The organism is Leucobacter sp. L43 (genome assembly GCF_016597785.1).
Classification (GTDB): Bacteria; Actinomycetota; Actinomycetes; order Actinomycetales; family Microbacteriaceae; genus Leucobacter; species Leucobacter alluvii.
This window is the reverse complement of the sequence record NZ_JAENJG010000002.1, coordinates 572,662-592,985: the sequence shown is the minus strand read 5'-3', so window position 1 is coordinate 592,985 and position 20,324 is coordinate 572,662. Positions and strand designations below refer to the sequence as shown.

20 protein-coding genes and 1 riboswitch are annotated in these 20,324 nt (G+C 69.4%); of the genes, 8 read left to right on the top strand and 12 right to left on the bottom strand.

Going from position 1 to position 20,324, the window contains the following annotated elements; all coding sequences use genetic code 11:
- Positions 1–156: 156 nt before the first annotated feature.
- From JE033_RS11950 to JE033_RS11940, 3 genes are all read right to left on the bottom strand, one after another.
- On the bottom strand, positions 157–1,323 hold the full coding sequence (locus JE033_RS11950; RefSeq protein WP_200331935.1) for an AI-2E family transporter: 1,167 nt from the start codon (positions 1,321–1,323) through the stop codon (positions 157–159).
- A 70-nt stretch (positions 1,324–1,393) separates the two neighbouring features.
- The gene (gene thrC, locus JE033_RS11945) at positions 1,394–2,824 is read right to left on the bottom strand and encodes a threonine synthase (RefSeq protein WP_200331837.1); all 1,431 of its coding nucleotides are present in this window, start codon (positions 2,822–2,824) and stop codon (positions 1,394–1,396) included.
- Between the two features lie 109 nt (positions 2,825–2,933).
- Entirely contained in the window at positions 2,934–4,454 is a 1,521-nt protein-coding gene (locus tag JE033_RS11940) for a GuaB1 family IMP dehydrogenase-related protein (RefSeq protein ID WP_200331835.1), read from the bottom strand.
- Between the two features lie 198 nt (positions 4,455–4,652).
- On the opposite strand from JE033_RS11940, the gene JE033_RS11935 reads away from it, so the two are divergent.
- The gene (locus JE033_RS11935) at positions 4,653–5,645 is read left to right on the top strand and encodes a DUF4190 domain-containing protein (protein WP_200331833.1); all 993 of its coding nucleotides are present in this window, start codon (positions 4,653–4,655) and stop codon (positions 5,643–5,645) included.
- Positions 5,646–5,752: 107 nt separating this feature from the next.
- Positions 5,753–6,241 (top strand): large conductance mechanosensitive channel protein MscL, encoded by a 489-nt coding sequence (mscL, locus tag JE033_RS11930; RefSeq protein ID WP_234037446.1) that lies wholly within the window; start codon positions 5,753–5,755, stop codon positions 6,239–6,241.
- Positions 6,242–6,287: 46 nt separating this feature from the next.
- Here the strand turns inward: mscL and JE033_RS11925 are convergent, their stop codons facing one another.
- Both JE033_RS11925 and JE033_RS11920 read right to left on the bottom strand, forming a co-directional pair.
- Positions 6,288–7,694, bottom strand: coding sequence for a dipeptidase (locus JE033_RS11925; protein ID WP_346057381.1), 1,407 nt, complete (start codon positions 7,692–7,694; stop codon positions 6,288–6,290).
- A 92-nt stretch (positions 7,695–7,786) separates the two neighbouring features.
- The gene (locus JE033_RS11920) at positions 7,787–8,896 is read right to left on the bottom strand and encodes a YihY/virulence factor BrkB family protein (protein ID WP_090149923.1); all 1,110 of its coding nucleotides are present in this window, start codon (positions 8,894–8,896) and stop codon (positions 7,787–7,789) included.
- Between the two features lie 162 nt (positions 8,897–9,058).
- On the opposite strand from JE033_RS11920, the gene JE033_RS11915 reads away from it, so the two are divergent.
- On the top strand, positions 9,059–10,198 hold the full coding sequence (locus JE033_RS11915; RefSeq protein ID WP_200331831.1) for a DNA alkylation repair protein: 1,140 nt from the start codon (positions 9,059–9,061) through the stop codon (positions 10,196–10,198).
- Here JE033_RS11915 and JE033_RS11910 read toward each other — a convergent pair.
- The 4 genes from JE033_RS11910 to JE033_RS11895 form a co-directional block, all read right to left on the bottom strand.
- On the bottom strand, positions 10,162–10,674 hold the full coding sequence (locus JE033_RS11910; protein ID WP_090149926.1) for a DinB family protein: 513 nt from the start codon (positions 10,672–10,674) through the stop codon (positions 10,162–10,164). The two genes, JE033_RS11915 and JE033_RS11910, sit on opposite strands and share 37 nt — an antisense overlap.
- A 74-nt stretch (positions 10,675–10,748) precedes the next feature.
- Complete coding sequence (locus JE033_RS11905) at positions 10,749–10,958, bottom strand: hypothetical protein (protein WP_200331829.1); 210 nt, start codon at positions 10,956–10,958, stop codon at positions 10,749–10,751.
- A 93-nt stretch (positions 10,959–11,051) separates the two neighbouring features.
- Entirely contained in the window at positions 11,052–11,555 is a 504-nt protein-coding gene (locus tag JE033_RS11900; RefSeq protein ID WP_200331827.1) for a hypothetical protein, read from the bottom strand.
- A gap of 15 nt (positions 11,556–11,570) precedes the next feature.
- A complete protein-coding gene (locus tag JE033_RS11895; protein WP_090149936.1) occupies positions 11,571–11,987 on the bottom strand; it encodes a DUF4383 domain-containing protein in 417 nt (138 codons plus the stop codon).
- Between the two features lie 231 nt (positions 11,988–12,218).
- On the opposite strand from JE033_RS11895, the gene JE033_RS11890 reads away from it, so the two are divergent.
- Genes JE033_RS11890 through JE033_RS11880 form a run of 3 tightly spaced genes read left to right on the top strand, consistent with a single transcriptional unit; the run spans position 12,219 to position 15,464 of the window.
- Complete coding sequence (locus tag JE033_RS11890; protein WP_200331825.1) at positions 12,219–13,460, top strand: type III polyketide synthase; 1,242 nt, start codon at positions 12,219–12,221, stop codon at positions 13,458–13,460.
- Between the two features lie 7 nt (positions 13,461–13,467).
- Positions 13,468–14,241 (top strand): methyltransferase domain-containing protein, encoded by a 774-nt coding sequence (locus JE033_RS11885; protein WP_370567955.1) that lies wholly within the window; start codon positions 13,468–13,470, stop codon positions 14,239–14,241.
- The gene (locus JE033_RS11880; protein ID WP_200331823.1) at positions 14,238–15,464 is read left to right on the top strand and encodes an NAD(P)/FAD-dependent oxidoreductase; all 1,227 of its coding nucleotides are present in this window, start codon (positions 14,238–14,240) and stop codon (positions 15,462–15,464) included. The genes JE033_RS11885 and JE033_RS11880 overlap by 4 nt, the downstream gene beginning before the upstream one ends.
- Here the strand turns inward: JE033_RS11880 and JE033_RS11875 are convergent.
- From JE033_RS11875 to JE033_RS11865, 3 genes are read right to left on the bottom strand one after another with little or no spacing between them, the layout of a single operon-like run.
- Positions 15,461–16,207 (bottom strand): ABC transporter ATP-binding protein, encoded by a 747-nt coding sequence (locus tag JE033_RS11875; RefSeq protein WP_200331821.1) that lies wholly within the window; start codon positions 16,205–16,207, stop codon positions 15,461–15,463. The two genes, JE033_RS11880 and JE033_RS11875, sit on opposite strands and share 4 nt — an antisense overlap.
- Positions 16,204–17,040 (bottom strand): ABC transporter permease, encoded by an 837-nt coding sequence (locus JE033_RS11870; protein WP_200331818.1) that lies wholly within the window; start codon positions 17,038–17,040, stop codon positions 16,204–16,206. The genes JE033_RS11875 and JE033_RS11870 overlap by 4 nt, the downstream gene beginning before the upstream one ends.
- 8 nt (positions 17,041–17,048) lie before the next feature.
- Positions 17,049–18,107: an ABC transporter substrate-binding protein gene (locus JE033_RS11865; RefSeq protein WP_200331816.1), complete on the bottom strand. Its 1,059-nt coding sequence runs from the start codon at positions 18,105–18,107 to the stop codon at positions 17,049–17,051.
- A 30-nt stretch (positions 18,108–18,137) separates the two neighbouring features.
- Positions 18,138–18,247, bottom strand: a riboswitch (TPP riboswitch).
- Between the two features lie 60 nt (positions 18,248–18,307).
- Here JE033_RS11865 and JE033_RS14955 point away from each other — a divergent pair.
- Together JE033_RS14955 and JE033_RS11855 are read left to right on the top strand one after the other, a co-directional pair.
- Positions 18,308–19,009 carry a YkoF family thiamine/hydroxymethylpyrimidine-binding protein gene (locus tag JE033_RS14955; protein ID WP_200331814.1) on the top strand — a complete coding sequence of 234 codons (702 nt, stop codon included), beginning with the start codon at positions 18,308–18,310 and terminating at the stop codon, positions 19,007–19,009.
- Positions 19,006–20,313, top strand: coding sequence for an NtaA/DmoA family FMN-dependent monooxygenase (locus JE033_RS11855; protein ID WP_234037445.1), 1,308 nt, complete (start codon positions 19,006–19,008; stop codon positions 20,311–20,313). The genes JE033_RS14955 and JE033_RS11855 overlap by 4 nt, the downstream gene beginning before the upstream one ends.
- Positions 20,314–20,324 lie beyond the last annotated feature (11 nt).

Genomic DNA, 20,324 nt, shown 5'->3' with positions numbered 1-20,324 from the left:
TACCCGCTTCCCGGGCTTCCCCGGCTGCGCTGGCAACTCATATATATAAACACATCAGCGCACCGCAAGCCAAATCGGGCCGCGCAGCCCGGGTGTGTCCCGCGTGATTCTGCGCTCCTGGGCAGCCATCGCGCGGGACCCTCCCGGGCGGGCGACTCAGAAGTCCGCGGTTCGGTGGGGCCGCGCCCACTTCGCAGGAGTGTTCGCGCCGTCCCATACCTGGATGACTCCCCAGGCCACAGCGGCGATCGGCACAGCGAGCACCGCGCCGAGGATGCCGCTCAGAACGGTACCGATCGTCAATGCGAGCAGGATCACGAGCGAGTGCAGCTTGAGCGCGCGCCCCATGAGCACCGGCTGCAAGAAGTTGCCCTCGAGTTGGTTGACGAGGATCACCACGCCGACGACGATGAGCGCGTTGACGAGTCCGTTGGACACGAGCGCGACGAGCGCGGCGAGAATGCCGGCTACCGTCGCGCCGACGATCGGGATGAACGCGAGCACGAACACGAGCACGGCGAGGGGCAGGGCGAGCGGCACCTGCAGGATCACGAGGCCGAGACCGATGCCGATGGCGTCCACCGCTGCGACGCCAGCGGTGCCGCGAACGTACGAGCCGAGCGTCGCCACGGTCTTCGCTCCGGCGCGCTCCGCCCGGCGGAGCGACTCGCCCTGGAACGGACGCAGCAGGAAGCGCCAGATGGTCGGGCCGTCCTTGAGGAAGAAGAAGAGCACGACGACCATGAGCACGAGCCCCGTGATGAAGCTCGTCAGCGCACCGACACCGGCGAGCGCCCCCGACCCGAACTGCGCGCTCGTGATGAAGTCGAGGATCTGATCGCCCCACTCGTGCAGCTGCGAGTCATCGGCCAGGAACGGCAGGGTGCGAGACCACTCGACCACCTGCTCGAACCCGTCCTGCGCCTGGGACGAGAGATCATCCCACTGGTCCCGCACGGCCCAGACGATCAACCAACCGATTCCGGAGAGGATCACGACGATGCCGAGGAGCACGATGACTGCAGAGAGCGCGGCCGGCACATTGCGGCGACGCAGCCAACTCGTGACGGGAGAGAACGTGCTCGCGAAGATCAGCGCCAGCAGGATCGGGATCACGACGGTGGTGAGGGAGCGCATGCCCCAGATGATCGCGGCGGTCAGGATCAGGACGATGATCACCTGGAGCGACCGCGTGGCGGTCAGCCCGAAGCCGTCGCTCCACGCTGAGCGCATGCTTCTCGGCCGCTCCGATCTTCCATCGATGCCGAGCTCGATCCGCGTGAGTCGCTCATCGATCTCGCGCTTGGCGCCCCATCCGAACATTCGCACTCCCCTATCGTTCGATCACCACTCTTCGGGCCGCCGCGGCGGCGGCTGCTTCTGCTTCTGCTGCCTACCGATGCACGGCGTGAGCCGAGATGAACGCTCGCAGCTCATCGGCGTCGTCAGCCATCTCGGTGACGCGCTGCGCGCGCTCCAGCAGGCCGGCGAGCTGCTCGGGAATCCCGAGCTGCACGCCTGTCGCTTCGAACACGATGTCCGGGAACTTCTCGGGCTTCGCGGTCTCCAGCACGAGCATCGGCACTCCGGGCTCCACGTACTCGCGGGCGACCTTCACGCCATCCGCGGTGTGCGGGTCGATCAGGATGCCGCTGCGCTCGTGCACGGAACGGATGGTCGCCACGCGATCCGCGTGCGTGCTCGAGCCGCTGCGCAGACCGTACTCCGCTTCGAAGCGCACCAGTTCGGCGGTGAGATCGATGCGCCCGGTCTCATCGAGCTCGCGCCAGGCCTCGCCGAGTCGCTCGGAGTCGCATCCGACGAGGTCGTAGACGAACCGCTCGAGGTTGGACGCCTTCGAGATGTCCATGGACGGGCTGGAGGTCGCATGCGTCTCGGCCGCAGTGCGCGGCGCGTAGACGCCGGTGCGGAAGAAATGATCGAGCACATTGTTCTCGTTCGCGGCCAGCACCAGTTTGCGCAGCGGCAGCCCCATCGTCTTCGCGAGATGTCCGGAGAGAATGTTGCCGAAGTTGCCCGACGGAACGGTCACCGACACCTCGTAGCCGGCGCGCTCGTCCGCTGGCACGCCGTCGCTCGCGCGGAGCCACGCCCAGAAGTAGTAGACGATCTGAGCGCTGATGCGGCCCAGGTTGATCGAATTCACGGTGCCGAGGTGATGGGCGCGTTTGAACTCGAGATCGCTCGAGAGGGACTTCACGAGGTTCTGGCAGTCGTCGAAGACGCCTGCGACCGCGATGTTGTGGATGTTCTCGTCTTCGAGTGAGTACATCTGCGCGCGCTGGAACGCGCTCATCCGACCCTGCGGGGAGAGCATGAACACCGCGATGCCGTCTTTGCCGCGCAACGCGTATTCGGCCGCAGAACCCGTGTCTCCCGAGGTCGCTCCGAGAATGTTGAGCGCGCGATCGCTGCGGGCGAGCACGTACTCGAGCGCCTGCCCGAGGAACTGCATGGCCATGTCTTTGAAGGCGAGGGTCGGCCCCTCCGACAGCCCGACGAGCGTGATCTCATCGTCGATCGGGGTGAGCGGAACGATCTCCTCCGTGACGAAGAGTTCCGAACTGTACGCGTCCCGGCACATGCGATCCAGGTCGTCACGGGGAATATCCGTGGCGAACCGGCTCAGCACCTCCGCGGCGAGCTCGGGATAGCTGAACGACCGCCACGACTCGATCTCATCGGCCGTCACCCGGGGCAGCGTCTCCGGCACCACGAGTCCGCCGTCGGTCGCGAGCCCTTCGAGCAGGATCGCGCTGTAGGGGGCCGGCTCCATGCCGCCACGGGTCGAGATGTACTTCACCGATGCTCCTTACGGTCGTAGATGCACCAGTCTATGGGGAGCACCCTCTCGCGAAGCGGCCGATGGACGGAATCGAGGATGAAATCGACTGCCGCTCGAACGCGCTCGGCTACCAGGAGACGGGCAGCGCCTTGCCCTCCTCGTATCCCGCGGCCGACTGCAGTCCGACGCGCGCCCGGTCGTGGAAGGCGGCAACGCTCTCCGCTCCCGCGTAGGTGAACGACGACCGCACCCCCGACGTGATCATGTCGATCAGATCCTCGACACCCGGTCGCTGCGGGTCGAGATAGATCTTCGACGACGAGATGCCCTCGGCGAAGAGCTGCTTGCGAGCGAGATCGAACGCGTCGAGCCCCCCGAACCGACCCTGCACGGCTTTCGCGGAGGCCATGCCCCACGACTCCTTGTACTGCCGCCCATCGGCATCCGCCAGGAGTTCTCCCGGCGACTCCGCGGTGCCCGCGAACCAGGAGCCGATCATCACCGACGACGCTCCCGCCGCGAGCGCGAGGGCGACGTCCCGCGGATACCGCACGCCGCCGTCTGCCCAGACATGTGCGCCGAGTTCGCGCGCCGCATGCGCGGTTTCGAGCACCGCCGAGAACTGCGGGCGCCCCACTGCGGTCATCATGCGGGTCGTGCACATCGCCCCGGGCCCGACGCCCACCTTTAGGATCGAGGCGCCCGCCGAGACGAGATCCTGCACCCCCTCCGCCGTCACGACGTTTCCCGCGACGATCGGCACTCCGAGATCGAGCCGGGCCACCGACTCGAGCGCGCGGAGCATCCCGCCCTGATGGCCGTGCGCGGTATCGACCACGAGCACATCGGCACCCGACTCGGCGAGGGCGCGCGCCTTCGCGGCGACGTCCCCGTTGATGCCGACGGCTGCCGCCACGGCGAGCCGTCCCTGCGCGTCGAGCGCCGGCCGGTAGATCGACGCGCGAAGCGCGGAGCGCCGCGAGAGCGTCCCGAGCAGCATGCCGTCGCGGACCACGCACACGGCGTCGGCCGAGCCGCCGGGGTTCGCTCGCAGCGCGGCGTCGACCGCGTCGAACGCGGCGCGAGCATCTCCGAGATCGGATTCCTCGATCACGACGGTCTGCGCGTGGAGGAGATCGCCGAGCCGCGCATCTGACGGGACCGATGAGAGCCGATGCGCCCCGAGCGTTCCGCGCACCGCGGTGATCGGCACCAGCGAAGCGGGCGCATCGGAGTTCGTCGCCGTCGCGCGCGAACTCGACCGGTCATCATCGGCCACCACCACGAGTTGACCGTCGGCGTTCGGAATCCAGCGGAGCGCGTCGGCGGCCGTGGCATCGGGTGGAAGCACGATCGCGCCGTCAACCGCAACGGGTTCGTGCTTCACGCGCCGAATGGCCTCTGAGGTCGCCTCCGGCGACAGGTCCTGCGGGAGCACCGCCAATCCCCCGCGGCGCGCGAGCACTGCCGCCAACCGCGGGCCGGTCACCGAGTTCATGTTCGCCGCGACGAGCGGGATCGTCGCCGGCGTGCCATCGTCGGGCGCAAGAGCCACGTCGAGCCGGCTGCGCACCTCCGAATGCCGCGGCACCAGGAAGACATCTGAATACGTGAGATCGACTGTGGGGGTCGCGCCGAGGAACTCCATGCGTCTAACGCTAAGCCATCCAGCCTCCTGGACGCTGGTGATTGCAGACACCGAGCGAAATCGGACGGCGTACGCGGTTCGCGCATAGGATGGCATGGTGCGACGGGGACCCGTGTCGCACCACCGGGGTCGCGCTCGTCGTCGGGCGACGCGAATCGGCCCGGGGAAGCCGATCCAGCTGAAGGAGCCAGACCGCTCATGTCCGACCCGAATCTTCCGAACGGCGAGCAGCCGAAGCAGCCCACCACGCCGCTGCAGCCGCCGTCCGTGTCCGAGCCGGAGCTCACCTCTCAGCTCCCCTCCGATTTCCAGCCAGGGCCCGCGGTGCCTCCGCCTGCGACGACGCCGCTTCCCGCGGGCGCATCGGTGCCTCCCCCGCCGGGTGCGACGCCTCCGCCTCCCGGCGTGACGCCGCCAGCACCGCAGCAGCCCGGCGCTTCGCAGCCCGGCGCTTCGCAGCCGGGCCAGGCGCCCTACGGCGGCGTCCCACCGCAGGGCCCGCAGTCGCCCCAGGGCGGGTACGGCTCAGGCGGCTACCCTCCGGCGGCGCCGAAGGGCCTCGCCATCGCGTCGCTCATCATCGGTATCGCCAGCCTCGTCTTCTTCTGGGCGTGGTTCATCGGAATCCTCGGCGGCATCGCCGCCGTGATCCTCGGTATTCTCGCGCTGAGGAAGCGCCAGTCGAAGGGCATGTCGCTCACGGGCGTCATCACCGGCGGCGTCGCCGTCCTCGCGGGCATCGGGGCACTGATCTTCTCCCTGTTCATCCTCGGTTCCGTGATGAACGCCACCGGTGCGGCCGTCGACGACTACGAGCAGATGACGGAAGAGCTCGAGACCGCTTCTCCCGCTCCGAGCGAGAGCGAGCTCGACGACGCAGCGGAAGGTGCCGCCGAGGGCGCCGCCGATGCAGCGGCTGATAGCTCGAGCGGCACCGGTGAGGATGTCGGTGAACGCTCCGCAGAGTTCTGCGATGCGCTGACCGCGTTCTCGACGCTCGGCGCCTCCGGAGAGCTGACGCCGGAGGTGCTCGACTCCCTGAAGCCGCTCGCCGACATCTCGAGCCCGAATCAGTCGGTCTACGAGCGCTTCTACGAGTACGCCAAGGACCCGACGAGCGTGGACGACAGCAGCACCCTGATCAGCGACTACTTCGACGCCGTCACCGACGACGCGATGGCCTGCGTCTGACACGTCTCGACCTTCGGGGCCCGGTGCGGATTGTTTCGCACCGGGCCCCGACTCGTGTGCGGGAACCGCTAACGTGGAACCGCAGTCGTGACTAGGGAGGGGAACACATGTTGAGTGGATTCAAAGCGTTCATTCTGCGAGGAAACGTGATCGAGCTCGCGGTCGCCGTCGTCATCGGCGCCGCGTTCAACACCGTCGTGCAGCGAGTCGTCGATTCGCTGATCAACCCGATCATCGGGCAGGCGTTCGATGCCGACTCGCTCGACGGCGCATTGATCGTCGGGTTGCCGCGGGGCGGAGAGATCGCGTTCGGCGCCGTCATCGGAGCGATCATTAACTTCGTGATCGTCGCCGCGGTCGTCTACTTCGTGTTCGTCCTGCCCATGAACAAGCTCCGCCCGAAGGTCGCCGAGGCCCCGACCGGACCGAGCGACGTCGACCTGCTCGGCGAGATCCGCGATCTCCTCAAAGCTCAAGCAGCACAGGAGCCCGGCTCATCGCAGACCGCTCCGGAGGGACCAGCGGCTCAGCCGGTCTCTCGTGCGGCGGATATCACCGCGGCCGACGATGCGAACGGCCCCGCGCACAAGCATTGACGCGGCGTCGCGCGACGGCTGACGCCCATCGCGCGACGCCGATGGGTCAGGCGATGCGCTGATCGAGACGAGCGAGGAACAGCGCCTCCGACAACAGCGATTTGCGGAACGATTCGAGGTGCAGCGACTCGTTCGGACTGTGCGCGCGCCCGTCGGGGTCCTCGACGCCCGTGACCAGGATCTGCGCTTCCGGAAACTCGTCCACGAGCTCCGCGATGAACGGGATCGATCCGCCGACGCCGATATCCACCGGGTCGCGCTCCCAGGCGTCGGCCATTGCACGACGCACCTCGGAAACGGCCCAGCCGCTCGTGTCGACCTGGAACGCCTGCCCCAGGCCAGGGTCTTCGAAGGTCAGATGCGCGCCGAACGGCGCGCGATCCTGCAAGTGCTGCACGAGGGCCGCATACGCGGCATTCGGGTCCTGCCCCGGAGCGATGCGCGCGCTGATGCGCACACGAACGCTGGGTATGAGCGTGTTTGAAGCGTTCGCGACGTCGGGAGCGTCGAGGCCCGTGATCGAGATCGAGGGCTGAGCCCAGAGCCGCGAGAGGATCGCGCCGCGACCCACCGGACTCACCCCGTCGAGCAGTCCCGTCTCGGAACGCAGCCGCGCCTCATCGTAGTCGGGCACGTCGAGGTCCGCCGCCCCGAGCCCGTCGACGGCGACGGCGCCGTCCGCGTCCCACAGCGTGTCCAGCAGGCGCACGGCCGCGAGCATGGCGTCGGGCACCGCCCCTCCGAACATGCCGGAGTGGGAGGCGCGGTCGAGCGTCTGGATGCGCACGTTGAACGCCACAGCGCCGCGCAGCGCCACCGTCAACGCCGGCGTCTCCTCATCCCAATTGCTCGAGTCGGCGACGATGATGGCGTCCGCCGCGAGCATGTCGCGGTTCTCCCGGAGGAAGTTGCCGAAGGACTGCGACGCCCACTCCTCCTCACCCTCGATGAAGAGCGCGATGCCCAGGTCGAGATCGCGCTTCTCCGATTCGGCCGCCGCGGCCAGCGCACGAATGGCTCCGATGTGCGCCATGACGCCCGCCTTGTCGTCGGCGGCCCCGCGTCCGTACAGCCGCCCGTCGCGCAACGTCGGCTCGAAGGGCGGCGACAGCCAGTCTTCGTCCTTCCCGGGAGGCTGCACGTCGTGGTGGGCGTACAGCAGCACCGTCGGTCGCCCGTTGCGTGCCGCACGACGAGCCACCACGGCGGGCTGCCCCAGATCGGTCCCGCCCTCGACGGGGGCGCGACGCACATCGACGACATCGAAGACGCCGGTCTCGCGGAGCAGTTCCGCGATCTCCTCGGCGCTCGCGGCGACGTGCGCCGGGTCGAAGGCGGGCCACGACACCGACGGAATGCGCACGAGCCGTTGCAGGTCGTCGAGCGTGCGCTCGTGCCCCGTCCGTGCCGAGGCGCGAACGGCCTCCTCGAAGTGGTGCTGCTGGTCGGTCACGTGCGCCTGCCTTCCGTCATCGCGAAGCCTCATGCGCCCGTCGGTGCGGGCGATCACTTCACCCTATCTCTCGAGCCGCGGACGGCGACCTGCTACTGCCCCGGCCGCGACGCTCGCTCCGCCGTTGCTCCTGCGTGCGGCTCCCCCGTCGCATCGACAACCCCTTTCGCGCGTTCGCTCCGCTCAGCCTCCTGCGCGGCGCGCAACTCGCGCGTCGCAGCGTGGACGAGTTCCTCGGCCCGAAGTCGCCGGCGCTGCACCAGCGTTTCGGCGCCGAACTTCTCGCGCAGTCGGTCTTTGGATTCCGCTGTTGCAGTGATGATGACGCTGCAGGCGATGAGAATCACCTGGGACGAGAGGTTGATCCAGAGCAGCAGCGCGATCAGCGTCGCGAACGACGCGAGCAACGGGTTCGCGGTGGCTCCCCGCACGAAGAGGCCCGAGAGCTCCTGCAGCACGACGAGCCCGACGCCGCCGACGACGGCTCCGCCCCACAGCGCCTTCGCCGGCGCTCGCACGCCGGAGAGCACGCGGAACACCAGTGCGATAGCGACGGTATCGATCACGAAGACGACGAGGATGCCGAAGACGCGGGTCGCCCACTCCGTGAACGACCCGTTCCCCATTCCCAGCCATGTGAGCAGTGACGAGATGCCGAAGGAGCCCACCACGCTCACGACGGCGGCCGCCGCGAGCAGCCCTCCGAACAGCACGGCTACCAGCAGGTTGCGCAGGATCACCCACAGCACGAACACGTCGTCGTGCACTTCGTCTGCGAGCGTCCGCAACGCGATGCGAAGACTCCCGATCGCGCTGATCGCCGCACCGAGCAGGCCGAGCAGGGAGATCACTCCGACGATGGAGAATCCGGGAGCGGCGAACGTGCTCGGATCGACGATATCGCCGATGCCGGGGATCACTCGATCGAGTGTCTCGGTGAGCGTCGCCATCGCCTCCGGGTTGGAGCTCAACCAGAGCGCTGCCACGGAGAACCCGAGCGAAATGCCGGCGAAGACGCTGAACAGCGCCCGGTATGTGAGGCTGTCGGCGAGCATGGAGCCGCGATGCTCGCCGTACCTCAGGAATGCGCGAACCAGTCTCATGCGCAGGGCCCCGGCGATCAATCGGGGCACCAACCCTCGGTCGGCCGCCGGCGCTGCGACCGCAGCGCTCTGGGACGGGTCTCGGTCGTGCGCGCTCATGGTGCTCCTCTCGGCGCCCCGCTCGAGGCAACATCTCGACGCTAATGGGCTGACGGGCGCCACGGCAACTGGCTTACTCCGGTCCTGCGGGGTGCCGTACACTCCATGCGGAGCGCGATTCCTTCTGCGCGCCCCTGCAGCCTGGACGAGCGGAGCGCCTCGATGTCGATGACCGATGAGCTGCTCGGTCGGGACCGCGCGGAAGCGCTCGCCAGACTGCTGCTCAATGCGAACCCGGCTGCCGACGGCGACGCACTGCGGGGCGCAGCAGCCTCGCTCGCCGGCCGCGGCCTCAGCGAGCGAGCGCGTCTGCTCGCCGGCGCCGTGCGCGAGGACCACGGCACCGCTCCGGCTCGACTGAACGCGATCGTCCGCGCGGCGCAGCAGGATCCCGAGTTCTCGGGCTGGATGCTCTGGCCAGTCGGCCTCGCCGTCGCCTGGAGCGCACTCGAGGCGGGGGCGCCTGAGGCGTTCGACGACGCCCTCGCCCTGCTGCGTGAGCTGACACCCCGCATGACGTCGGAGTTCGCGATTCGCCCGCTGCTCCGGCACGATCTCCCCCGGGCGCTCGCGCAGATGCAGGGATGGACCGGCGACCGCGACTGGCACGTCCGCCGTCTCGCCTCCGAGGGCAGCCGACCGCTCCTGCCCTGGGCAGAGCGCATCCCGGCACTCATCGCCGATCCCCTTCCCACACGAGGCATCCTCGATGCGCTCTCCGACGACCCAGAGGAAGCGGTGCGCCGATCGGTGGCGAACCACGTGAATGACCACAGTCGGCACCATCCCGGATTCGTCGTGGAGTGCGTCGCCGGGTGGCGGGCCGCCGGCGGTGCACATGTCGACCGCACCTCGCGACACGCGCTCCGAACGCTCGTGAAGCGAGGTGACGCGGATGCGCTCGCACTGCTCGGATACGGGCTCGCGCGGCTCGACGTCACCCCGCTCGCGCTCTCCCGCCCGCGCGTGATGATCGGCGACGAGGTGCAGTTCTCGGCGACGATCACCAACCGCGGCTCCGACGCCGCGCGCATCATGATCGACTATGTGCTCGAGTTTCCCGATGCCCGCGGACGCGAGCGCACGAAGGTGTTCAAGCTCGCCCGCCGCGAACTGGCGCCCGGCGAGGCGGCGCGCGTGTCAGCCGCGCAGTCCTTCCGCCCGATCTCGACGCGCAGATACTACCCGGGACCCGCCTCCCTCGCCCTGCAGATCAACGGCGTCGTGCACCGTCGCACCGAGTTCGCGCTGGGCGAGCCGGCGCCTCACTCGAACGCGCCGCTCCCGAGACCGACGACGTAGGACGCCTGCCCCACGTGTTCCAGGGCGTCTGCCGAGATGCTCACGAGTCGTGAAGCACGGGTCACCGGCGGATCCCAGGCTTCATCGATGACGTCGTCGAGCGCGGGGTCATCGAGCGACATCAGATAGGCCACCTGCGCCTCCACCGCGGCGCGCAGGTGCTCGAGCAGCAGCGCCGCGTCTCCGGAGACGATGCTCCTCGCCTCCTCCGCGCTGTGGCCGTATCCGATGCTCGACGCAGCTGGGCCCAGGTCGAATCGCCGGTCGAACCCCTGAGCCGTCCAGATCGGCTCCTCGCCGGAGAGGCTCGCGACTTGCTCGTCGATCTCGCGCGCCGCATGCCACAGCAACCACGCAACGGAGTTGTCGTGGTGCGGGTGCGCGTTCAGCAGTTCTGGTACGAGCTGTGGACGCAGCGCCTCGGCGGCGTCCAGCGGGCGCCGAGCCAGGTCGACGAGAGCTTCCGTTGCGCGCATGGTGAATCCTCCGTGATCGTTCTTCCGCAGTCCGGCAGGGATGGGCGCGGCCTCTGAGGCGTCGGGTCAGCCAGTCAGAGGCGCGTCGGGTCGCCGGGGTCGCCCGGCTCGGGCGCGGCACTCGGGTTCGCGTTCGGGTCCGGGTTCGCCGCGGCGCGGCGCTTGCGCACCGCCGCGAAGATCATGAGCGCGGCCGCGATGACGATGACGATCGCGGCTCCGATCACCCACGGGAGCACGCTCTGCCCGCCGGTGTTCGCGAGTGCATCCAGGTTGAGCAGCATCAGACTCTCCTTCCGACCTCGTGGAGCACGAGGCTCTCCGCTTCCACCCTACGACGTGCAGCGATCGCTCGGGGCGATCCGAGCGGCGCCCGTTCAGTGGCCGGCGTGGGATGTGCCGTGCGGGACGGCGAATTCGCCGGCCTCGCTCGCAGCGAGCGCGGGCGTCGCGATCGCAGCGACGAGCATCGCCTCGACCACCAGCACGAGTGCGAAGACCCCCGCCCGACGCTGCCGAGACTCCGGCGCCGGCTCCCCCGCAGCAGCTCCGCGCCGAGCGCGCTGGCCGCGCAACTCGATCACGGCGGCAATGGCGATCGACCAGTGGAACACGAACAGCGCGAGAAACGGAATCAACGCGAGCGGTCCCGTCAGCAGCAGGAATCCCGACCCCACGATGCCGATCGCGCCGCCCGCCACCGCGGTGCGAGGCAGCACGAGCCGCCCCGCTCGCAGAACGGCGAACGACCATGCGAGTTCGAGGGCCCCGATGATACCGACGGGAACGGCGACGCCCGGAGACGCCCCGGCGGCCGTCGCGAACAGCACGAGGCCGGCCCCGAGCGAAGCCAGGGCCGGCCACATTGCTCTGATCATCATCAGAACGCGCGCATGTTAGATCGCCGGACGCGTCGCGGGCTCGACGTGCTTGTCGGCCGCGATGGCGACGACGAGCAGCACGAGCGCGCTGCCGAGGTGGAGGATGTGGTCGGCGGTGTTCAGCGCCAGGATGTTCGCAGCGGTATCGGCGATGAAGAAGCCGACGATGCCGAGCAGGAGGTACACGGCACCCACGGTGCCGTTGACGCCCTTCGCAGCGCGAACGTTCGCGAGGCCGGCGAGCAGCAGGGCCGCACCGATCAAGAGGTGGGCGATGTTGTGCAGCGGGTTCACCTCGAAAATACCGAGGAGCAGACCGCCCTCGGTCGCGACAAAGCCCACTCCACCGGTGACGGCGAAGCCGAGCAGGCCGACCAGGACGTAGACCGCGCCGAAGATCACTCCGAGAATGCGATTAGGTGAGTTCTTCACGACGTTCTCCTTCTATATTCATTGGAGGTGACGATGTCGGCACAGCGCATGTCACCGGGTTGTCTTAGTGTGAGTGCTTCGGAGCCCTCCCACTAGGTGGTTGCGCCTGGGAGACGATATGCAGTAAGTTCCCAGCTTTCGGAGTCGGGGCGTGCGACCACGCGGTCTCGGAATGCCGCGATCCCTGTCAAGCCCCGAGTGCCGCGCCGGCAGCACCACTAGGTTTGCCTCATGGTCACGCAGATCCTCGCCATCGGTACCGCAATCCCGTCCGCGCGCTTGGCACAGGCGCGCACCCGAGATTTCTTCGCCGCCCAGCCCGGAGTCGACCGGCTCACCGCCAGACTCATCGGAGCGGCGTTCGATCAATCGGCGATCGACACCCGATATTCCGTCATCGGCAGTCTCGACTCCGACAACGGCCCGTCTGCGAACTCGGACGTGTTCATGGAGGACCACGAGCTTCTCCGCTCCCCCTCGACCGGCGAACGGAATCTGGTGTACCGGCGAGAAGCGCCGCCCCTCTCCGCAGCCGCGGCCCGCGACGCCCTCGAACGAGCCGGTCTCTCGGCGGCCGACGTGACGCACGTCGTCACCGCGTCGTGCACCGGATTCTTCGCGCCGGGCCCCGATTACCTGCTCGTGCGAGAGCTCGGCATCCCGACGAGCGCCGAGCGCACCAACATCGGATTCATGGGATGCGCCGCAGCGTTCCCCGCGCTGCGCGCCGCCACGCGGATCGCCGACGCGCAGCCGGGATCCGTGGTCCTCGTCGTCTGCACCGAACTCTGCTCGCTCCACATCCGCTCCTCCAACGATCCCGAGCAGATCGTCGCCTCCGCGGTGTTCGGCGATGGATCGGGGGCGGCGATCGTGGCCTCCGATCCGATGGCGGCACGACGCTCGACGCCCGTGCTCGACGTCGGGGCATTCTCGACCGCGCTCACCTCTGAGGGCGAGGAGGACATGGACTGGACGATCGGAGACCACGGATTCGAAATGCGATTGACCGCCAACGTCCCGCGTATCATCGGGCGGGAGATTGCGTCTGTGGTGGGACCGATGCTCGGTCGCGACGCCACGGGAGCCGTCTCCGGCATCGACGCGTGGGCCGTGCATCCCGGAGGGCGGAGCGTGCTCGACCGGGTGCAGAGCGGCCTCGATCTCCCGGACGACGCGATGCTCCCGTCCCGCGAGGTGCTCCGGGAGTACGGCAATATGTCGAGCGCGACGATCCTGTTCATTCTGCAGCGCATCCTCGCCGACGATTCGCTCGCCGACGGTGCGACCGTGGCGGGGCTGTGCTTCGGCCCGGGCTTGACCGTGGAAACGGCGCGGTTCACCCGCGTCGCCGCGCGCACTGAGCAGGCCCAGACCATCCCCGAAGCCGATGTGACGGGTGCCACGGGGATCCCCGTCGGCGCTGCGGCGAGCGCCCCGGCGACCAATACGGCATCGCGCAACGCGGTCTGATCCGGCCGTGGCTGTCACGATGGAGCGCAGGACGTTCGTCTCGCTCGCCGAGCGAGACACCCGGCTGACGGAGATCATGGACGATCCCTCGTGCGACGCGGGCCGGCTGCGCCGCACGCTGCAGGGATTCGACGCGGTCAATCGCGCTGTCTCATCATGGGGCCGGGTCTACCGCACCCACATTCGTCCCGCGCTCGAGGCTGCGTCGCGCTCGACGAGCGGATCCGCGCCTCATCTGCGGATACTGGACGTGGGATGCGGCGGCGGAGATGTGCTGCGGCGGATCGTTCGGATGGCCGCCCGCGACGGGTACGCAGTGCAGGGGGTCGGGATCGACCCCGATCCGCGCGCCATCGCGGTGGCGAGAAACGCGCGGCGTATTCCCGGGGTCGAATACCGCGAGTGCTTCTCTTCGGAACTGGTGGCCGCGGGTGAGGGATTCGACGTCGTGGTCTCGAACCATCTCCTCCATCACCTGTCCGAACCCGAGTTCTGCGGGCTGCTCGCCGATTCCGAGGCTCTCGCTTCAAGGCTCGCCGTGCATTCCGATATCGCTCGCGGTCGACTCGCCTACGCTGCATTCGCCGTGGGCGCGGTGCCGGTGAGCGCCGGCACCCTCCTGCGCGTCGACGGGCTTCGGAGTATCCGTCGCAGCTACACCAGGAGCGAGCTGTCGCACGTGCTGCCGCCGCGGTGGCGGGCGGAGCAGGTCAACCGGTTCCGGCTCCTCGCGGTGCACCGCCCCGATCAGGAGGGCGTCGAGCTGCGGGGCGAGCGGTGAGCGTCACCGCCTGCGATGTCCTGGTGGTCGGTGCCGGGCCGAGTGGTTCGCTCGTCGCCTCCGAGCTGCATCGTCTGGGGGTCGAGGTCGTCGTGCTCGAGCAGCGCGCCGATGCGTCGCCCGGTTCTCGCGCGATCGGCGTGCATCCTCCGGTGCTCGCCGCGCTGGAGGCGGGCGGTGCGACGGAGCGCATTCTCGCAGAGGCTGTGCGGATTCCCCGCGGTATCGCCGTCGCCGCCGGTCGCACGGTCGGCGAGGTGCGCTTCGACCGCCGCCCATCGCGCTTCCCGTTCGTCGCCTCCGTCCCCCAGGCGGTCACCGAGGCTGCGGTGGCCGCGTACGGGCCGATTCCTGTGCGTGGCGTGCGCGTCGTGGGCGTGCACCCCACGCCGGAGGGGGTGCACGTGCACGCGTTGGACGCTGACGGAGCATCGCGCACCTGGTTCGCCCGCACCCTGATCGTGGCTGCTGGTGCATCCGGGCGGCGTCTGCTGAGCGGGTTGTTCACCGGGCGTTCGCGGGCCTATCCCGACAGGTATCTCATGACCGATCTGAGCGCTGCTCCCGGGCAGCCGGAGGGCACGGCGGTGATCACCCTCGGCGCGTGCGGCGTCGCGGAGTCGTTTCCTCTGCCCGGCGGCCGACGCCGCCTGGTGGCGAGGATCGCGTCGGATCCGGAGCATCCGAACGCCGAGCGCGCGGCCGGCGACGGCGAACGACTCGCCGAGGCGATCGCGACGCGCATGCTGGCCCCCGCTCTCGCAGCGCACGTGGTCGAGGCGAGTCGTTTCAGCATCCGCCGCGTCCTGCTCGATCGCATGGTGTTCGCCGGTTCCGTCATCGCGATCGGTGATGCCGCGCATGAGGTGAGCCCGATCGGCGGCCAGGGCATGAACCTGGGGCTCCTCGACGCCGCGACGCTCGCTCCGGTGCTCGCACAGGCTCGCCGCTGCCGGCAACGGCGCACGGCGCCGGATGGTGACGGTTCGCACCGCGCCGCGCTCGCGCGGTGGGAGCGCAGCAGACTCGCCTCCGCGCGAACTGCGGCCCGGCTCGCCGCGTTCAACACGTCATTGGGCCGACCGTGGCCGAGGCGACTCGCATCGGTCTCCGCCGCCGCACTCGATGCAGCGCTGCGCACTCCGCTCGCCGGACTGCCCGAGCGAGCGTACGCGATGGGGTTCGATCGTGCGGCCCGCGGCGCGGCTGACCGGCTGCCCTAGCCCGCCGACCGCAGCAGTGCGTGCAGCTCCGCTTCGAGCGGCGGCACTCTCGGATCGGTCAGCATTCCGGTGCCGCGCGGAATCTCTCGGGAGACCGCCACCTCCCCGGCCAGGGCACCGGGGGTTCTGGGAAGCACGAGCACGCGATCGGCCAGGCGCACGGCTTCGCGAATATCGTGCGTGATGCACACGATCGTCCACCCGGAGTCTCGCCACATCTCGAGCAGCCAGCGTTGCAGATCGTCGCGGGTGATGGCGTCGAGTGCGCCGAACGGCTCGTCGAGCAGCAGGATCGGTTGCTCCTGCACGACGGCTCGGAGGAACGAAACGCGCTGGCGCATCCCGCCGGAGAGCTGCCGCGGGTATCGGAACTCGGTACCCGCGAGACCGAACGGCTCGAGGAGCTCACGTGCGCGACGCCGCGCTTCCCGTCTGCTCACGCCCTGCACTTCGAGCCCGATGGCCGCGTTCTCGACGACTCTCCGCCACGGCAGCAGCGCATCGCGCTGCGGCATGTAGGCGAATGGCCGACGCCGCTGCGGCAGCGGCGCACCCGCGAAGCGGATCTCCCCGGAGTCGGGATGCAACGCGCCGGTGAGGAGCGACAGCAGCGTCGACTTCCCGCTCCCGCTCGCGCCGATGATCGCGACGATCTCGCCGTCGTCGACGTCGAAGGAGACGTCTTCGAGCACGACCTGATCGGCGAAGCGCTTGCCGACGCCGCGGACCTCGAGCAGCGTCACGATCGCGTCCCCCGGTGCGTGCGATCCCGTCCCTGTTCGATGCGCAGCCACGGCGCCGCCACGCGCTCGGCGAGTACGACGATGCCGAACAGGCACAGGGTGAGCAGCGTGCTGACGCCGACTGCGGCGAGCACCAGGTCGGTGCGGAAGACGTTCTTCGCCGACTGCATGTAGACGCCGAGGCCGGCGACGGCTCCCGCGTACTCGGCGAAGATCGCGCCGACCACCGCATAGGTGATCGAGATGCGCAACGCCGAGAAGAACGAAGCCGTCGACGCCGGGAGCCTGACCAGGCGGAACACCGTCGCCCGCGACGCACCCATCGATGCGAGCAGGCGTTCGGCCTCCGGGTCCGCCTCCGCGAACCCGCGCAGCAGCCCGACCACCATCGGGAAGAACGTGACGAAAGCGACGAGCAGGAGCTTCGGGAGCAGGCCGAAGCCGAACCAGAGCACCACGAGCGGTGCGAGCGCGATGAGCGGCAGAGTCTGGCTCACGACGAGCAGTGGGAGCAGAGCGCTGCGCAGGATCCGCGAGAAGTCGAGCACGGTCGCCGTCACCCAGGCGACCGATACCGACAGGGCGAATCCCGCGACGGTCGCGATCAGCGTCGGGATCGCGTGCCGCAGGAGCGCGGTGCGCTCGGCGGCACCGGCGCTCACCACGCGCGTCGGAGCTGGCAGCATCTCCGCGGGCACGAGGCCCGCAGCGGCCACCCCCTGCCACGCGGCGAGCAGCAGCAGGAACGCGATCGTCGGCGCCGCGATGAGGGCGAGTCGTTCTGACCACGAACCGCCGGTCGCGAAGAACCCCCGTCGGACACTGCGCATCATGCGGCTGTTCACCCCAGGTACGCGTCGGTGGCGTACTCGCTCCAGTCGGGTTGCTCCGTGAGCGGCCGCCCCTCCGCGTCGGTCAGGAATCCGCCGTCGAAGAGAAACGCGCCGAACGCGTCCCACGCCTCGGGGTCGATCGCGCCGATCTCGCGTTCGGGAGAGGCGAGGTAGTCCTCGGCGAGCAGCCGGGCGCTGGCATGGACGAGCTCGTCGGCCGCCCCGAGGGTGTCGGGGTTCGCCGCGATGAGCAGTTCGGCCGCAGCTTCGGGCTGTTCGGCCGCGTACGCGTACCCGCGGGCGACCGCCTGCACGAACGCGCGGGACTCCTCCGGGTGCGCTTCGAGATATGCCTCGCTCGACACGATGCCGGTGGACTGCTGCTCCGGCACCCCGAAGTCCTGATACCCGAATTCGCGGTACGGGTGGCCGTCGAGCTCTGCCTGCAGATTCTCCCACGTCGCGACCGACAGCGTGAAGTCGATGCGCCCCTGCGAGAGCGCCTCGTAGGCGCCCGTGTCGAGCACCACCTCCTCGAACGACCCCTCGCCGCCGTCGCCCTCGATCGTGGCGCGCGCGAGGGCGCTGTAGAGCGGTGAGCCGAAGCCGCCGAACGTCATGCCGTCGAGATCGGCGGGGCGGTCGACGTCAGCACGATCCGCCAGAGTGACTAGACGTCCCGAGTCCCGCTGCGTGACGCGATACACCGACACGAGGTCGAGCCCGGCGGTGCGCGCCACCTGAACGGTCGACTGGCCGCCGATCCCGAAATCGGCTTCGCCTGCGGAGACCAGCTGGGTCGCCGGGGTCGAGCCGTACGGCAGTATCTCGACGTCGAGTCCCGCCTCGTCGAAGTACCCGAGCTCGTCGGCGACGTACACGCCGATGTGGTTCGTGTTCGGCGCCCAGTCGAGGGCGAAGGTGACCCGGGTGCTGCCGGCGTTCTCCCCGGCGCTCGCGCCGTTCGGCGCCGCCGCGGTGCTCGCGCAGCCGACGAGTGCGATCGCAGCCGTCGACAGCAGCGCGGCCGCGCGGGTCAGGGTGCGGGTATGGGTGTGATGGCGCATGAATGCGTGCCCTTCCGTTTCGTTCGGGCACGGGTTCGTAGAGTGTCTCCCTGCGCTGGCATGATCCAGATCAGGTTCGACGGTCGAAAGCTGTGGACTTTCCTCTCAGCCCGGCCTACCGGACTCCCGTGTGAGGTTCACCCTAGCAACATCCCGCCACCCGCTCCACGACGCACGCGATCGTCGCCTAGGGTTGGGGCGTGACTTCAGCGACGCATCCGACGCCCACTCCCGAGCAGTACGGCGTTGGAGCGCGCTTCACGCTCTCGGTCTACGACTCGGACTACGTGCGCATCATCCTGGGGGCACTCGGCTCGGCCGACGCCACCGGCCTCACCATCGAGACGAATGACATCTCCACGTTCGTGACCGGCGGCGAGCAGCGCGTGCTCGCCTACGTGCAGAGCGTCGTCGCCGCGGCCGCGCGAAGCGGCGCGCATCTGTCCGCCGCGATCCTGCTCTCCCGCGGCTGCCCGGGAGAACTGCAGTGCGCGCTTCCGCCCGGCGTGCACGCGCTCGCCGCCGCTCCGATCGCGCTCCCCGAGAGCGGCGTTCGCGCTCGGGCGCACTGGTCGCTGTATCCGCTGCTCGACGCAGGATCCGCATCGCCTGCGGTGGTCGCGAGTGCCGCAGCGCCCGCCGCCCCCGTCGACCACATGACGCCGATCTACGCCGCGATCGATCGGGCGAAGGCGTCGGGGGTCTACTCGGGCTCCGATCACTACGCGACCCGGCTCGACGGAGGCCTCTCCGCGGTGCTCGAGACGGCCGCGAACGCCTGGATCGGAGTCGGCGCGCAGGTGCAGCACGTGGTGACGCACCTCACCGTCTCCATCAACAGCCCGTCGGTGGTCGGCACCGACGCGCCTCCGGCGACCGAGCCCGAGTCGCACGCCTCATGAAGCGGGGCATGCACCTCGTCGGCATGGTGAATCCGCCCACGAGCCAGTACGCCGAGAACTGGCGCAATCCGCTCAGCCGCGCCGACTGGTTGAGCGGGTCGTTCACGGCGGATCTCGGACGCACACTCGAGCGCGGCTGCTTCGACATGATCTTCTTCGCGGACGCGCTCGCGGTGCCCGAGGACGGCGCCGGCGACTACGCCACGACCCTCCGCACCGCCGGGAAGGGGGCGATCTACCTCGACCCGATCGCCAAGGCGGCGCTCGTCGCCGGGGTGACGTCGCGCATCGGCATCGGCGCGACCGTGTCGACGAGCTTCGTGCCCGCGTACTCCATCGCCCGTCAGCTGCTCTCCGTCGACCACCTGTCGGGCGGACGAGCCGCATGGAATATCGTGACGTCGACGACCGATGCCGAGGCGCGCAATCTCGGTCATGCTGGCATCGCGGCGCCCGGCCAGCGCTACGACCACGCCGACGAAGTCGTGCAGACCGTCGTCGAGCTGTGGCACTCGTGGGAGCCCGATGCGCTCGTGCACGACCAGACGGCAGGCCTCTTCGCCGACCCGTCGCGCGTGCATCGGGTCGGCGGAGGGCTCTCGCGGGGTCCGCTCACCCTGCCGCAGAGCCAGCAGGGCCACCCGGTGCTCATGCAGGCCGGCTCCTCGACCCGCGGCAGGGCCTTCGCGGCGCGCTGGGCCGAGGTCGTCTTCGCGATCGGCGACTCCCCCGAGGCCATGCGGGAGCTGCGCACCGAGATCCGCGACCGGGCCCGCGTAGATCACGGTCGTGATCCCGATGCCATTCGCGTACTGCAGGGCGTGCAACCGATCGTGGGGTGGACCGACGCGGAGGCTGACGCGAAGCTCGCCGCGCTGGTCGCGCAGATCGACCTGCCGAGCGCGCTCGCGAAGCTCGAGCGGCTGCTGCACGCCGAGTCCCTCGACCCCGCGGCTCCCGCGACCGGGATACTCGCCGCGCACCGCGGCGCCACCGGCAGCGCCGGGTTCGAAGACATGCTGGCAGCGGTGAGCGAGCGGCGTCGCTTGACGGTCGCCGAGCTCGCGATCGAGCAGGCCCTCAACCAGCTGCACCCGCAGCTGGTGGGGTCGCCCGCGACGATCGCCGACGAGCTGCAGCACCTCTTCGAGAGCGAGGCCGCCGACGGCTTCATCATCATGCCCGCCCTCTACCATTCGTCGTTCGAGGATTTCGTGAACGGCGTCGTGCCCGAGCTGCAGCGACGCGGCGTCTTCCGCAGCGCCTACACGGGCTCGACGCTGCGCGAGCATCTCGTCGGCTGAGAGCTGCGCGG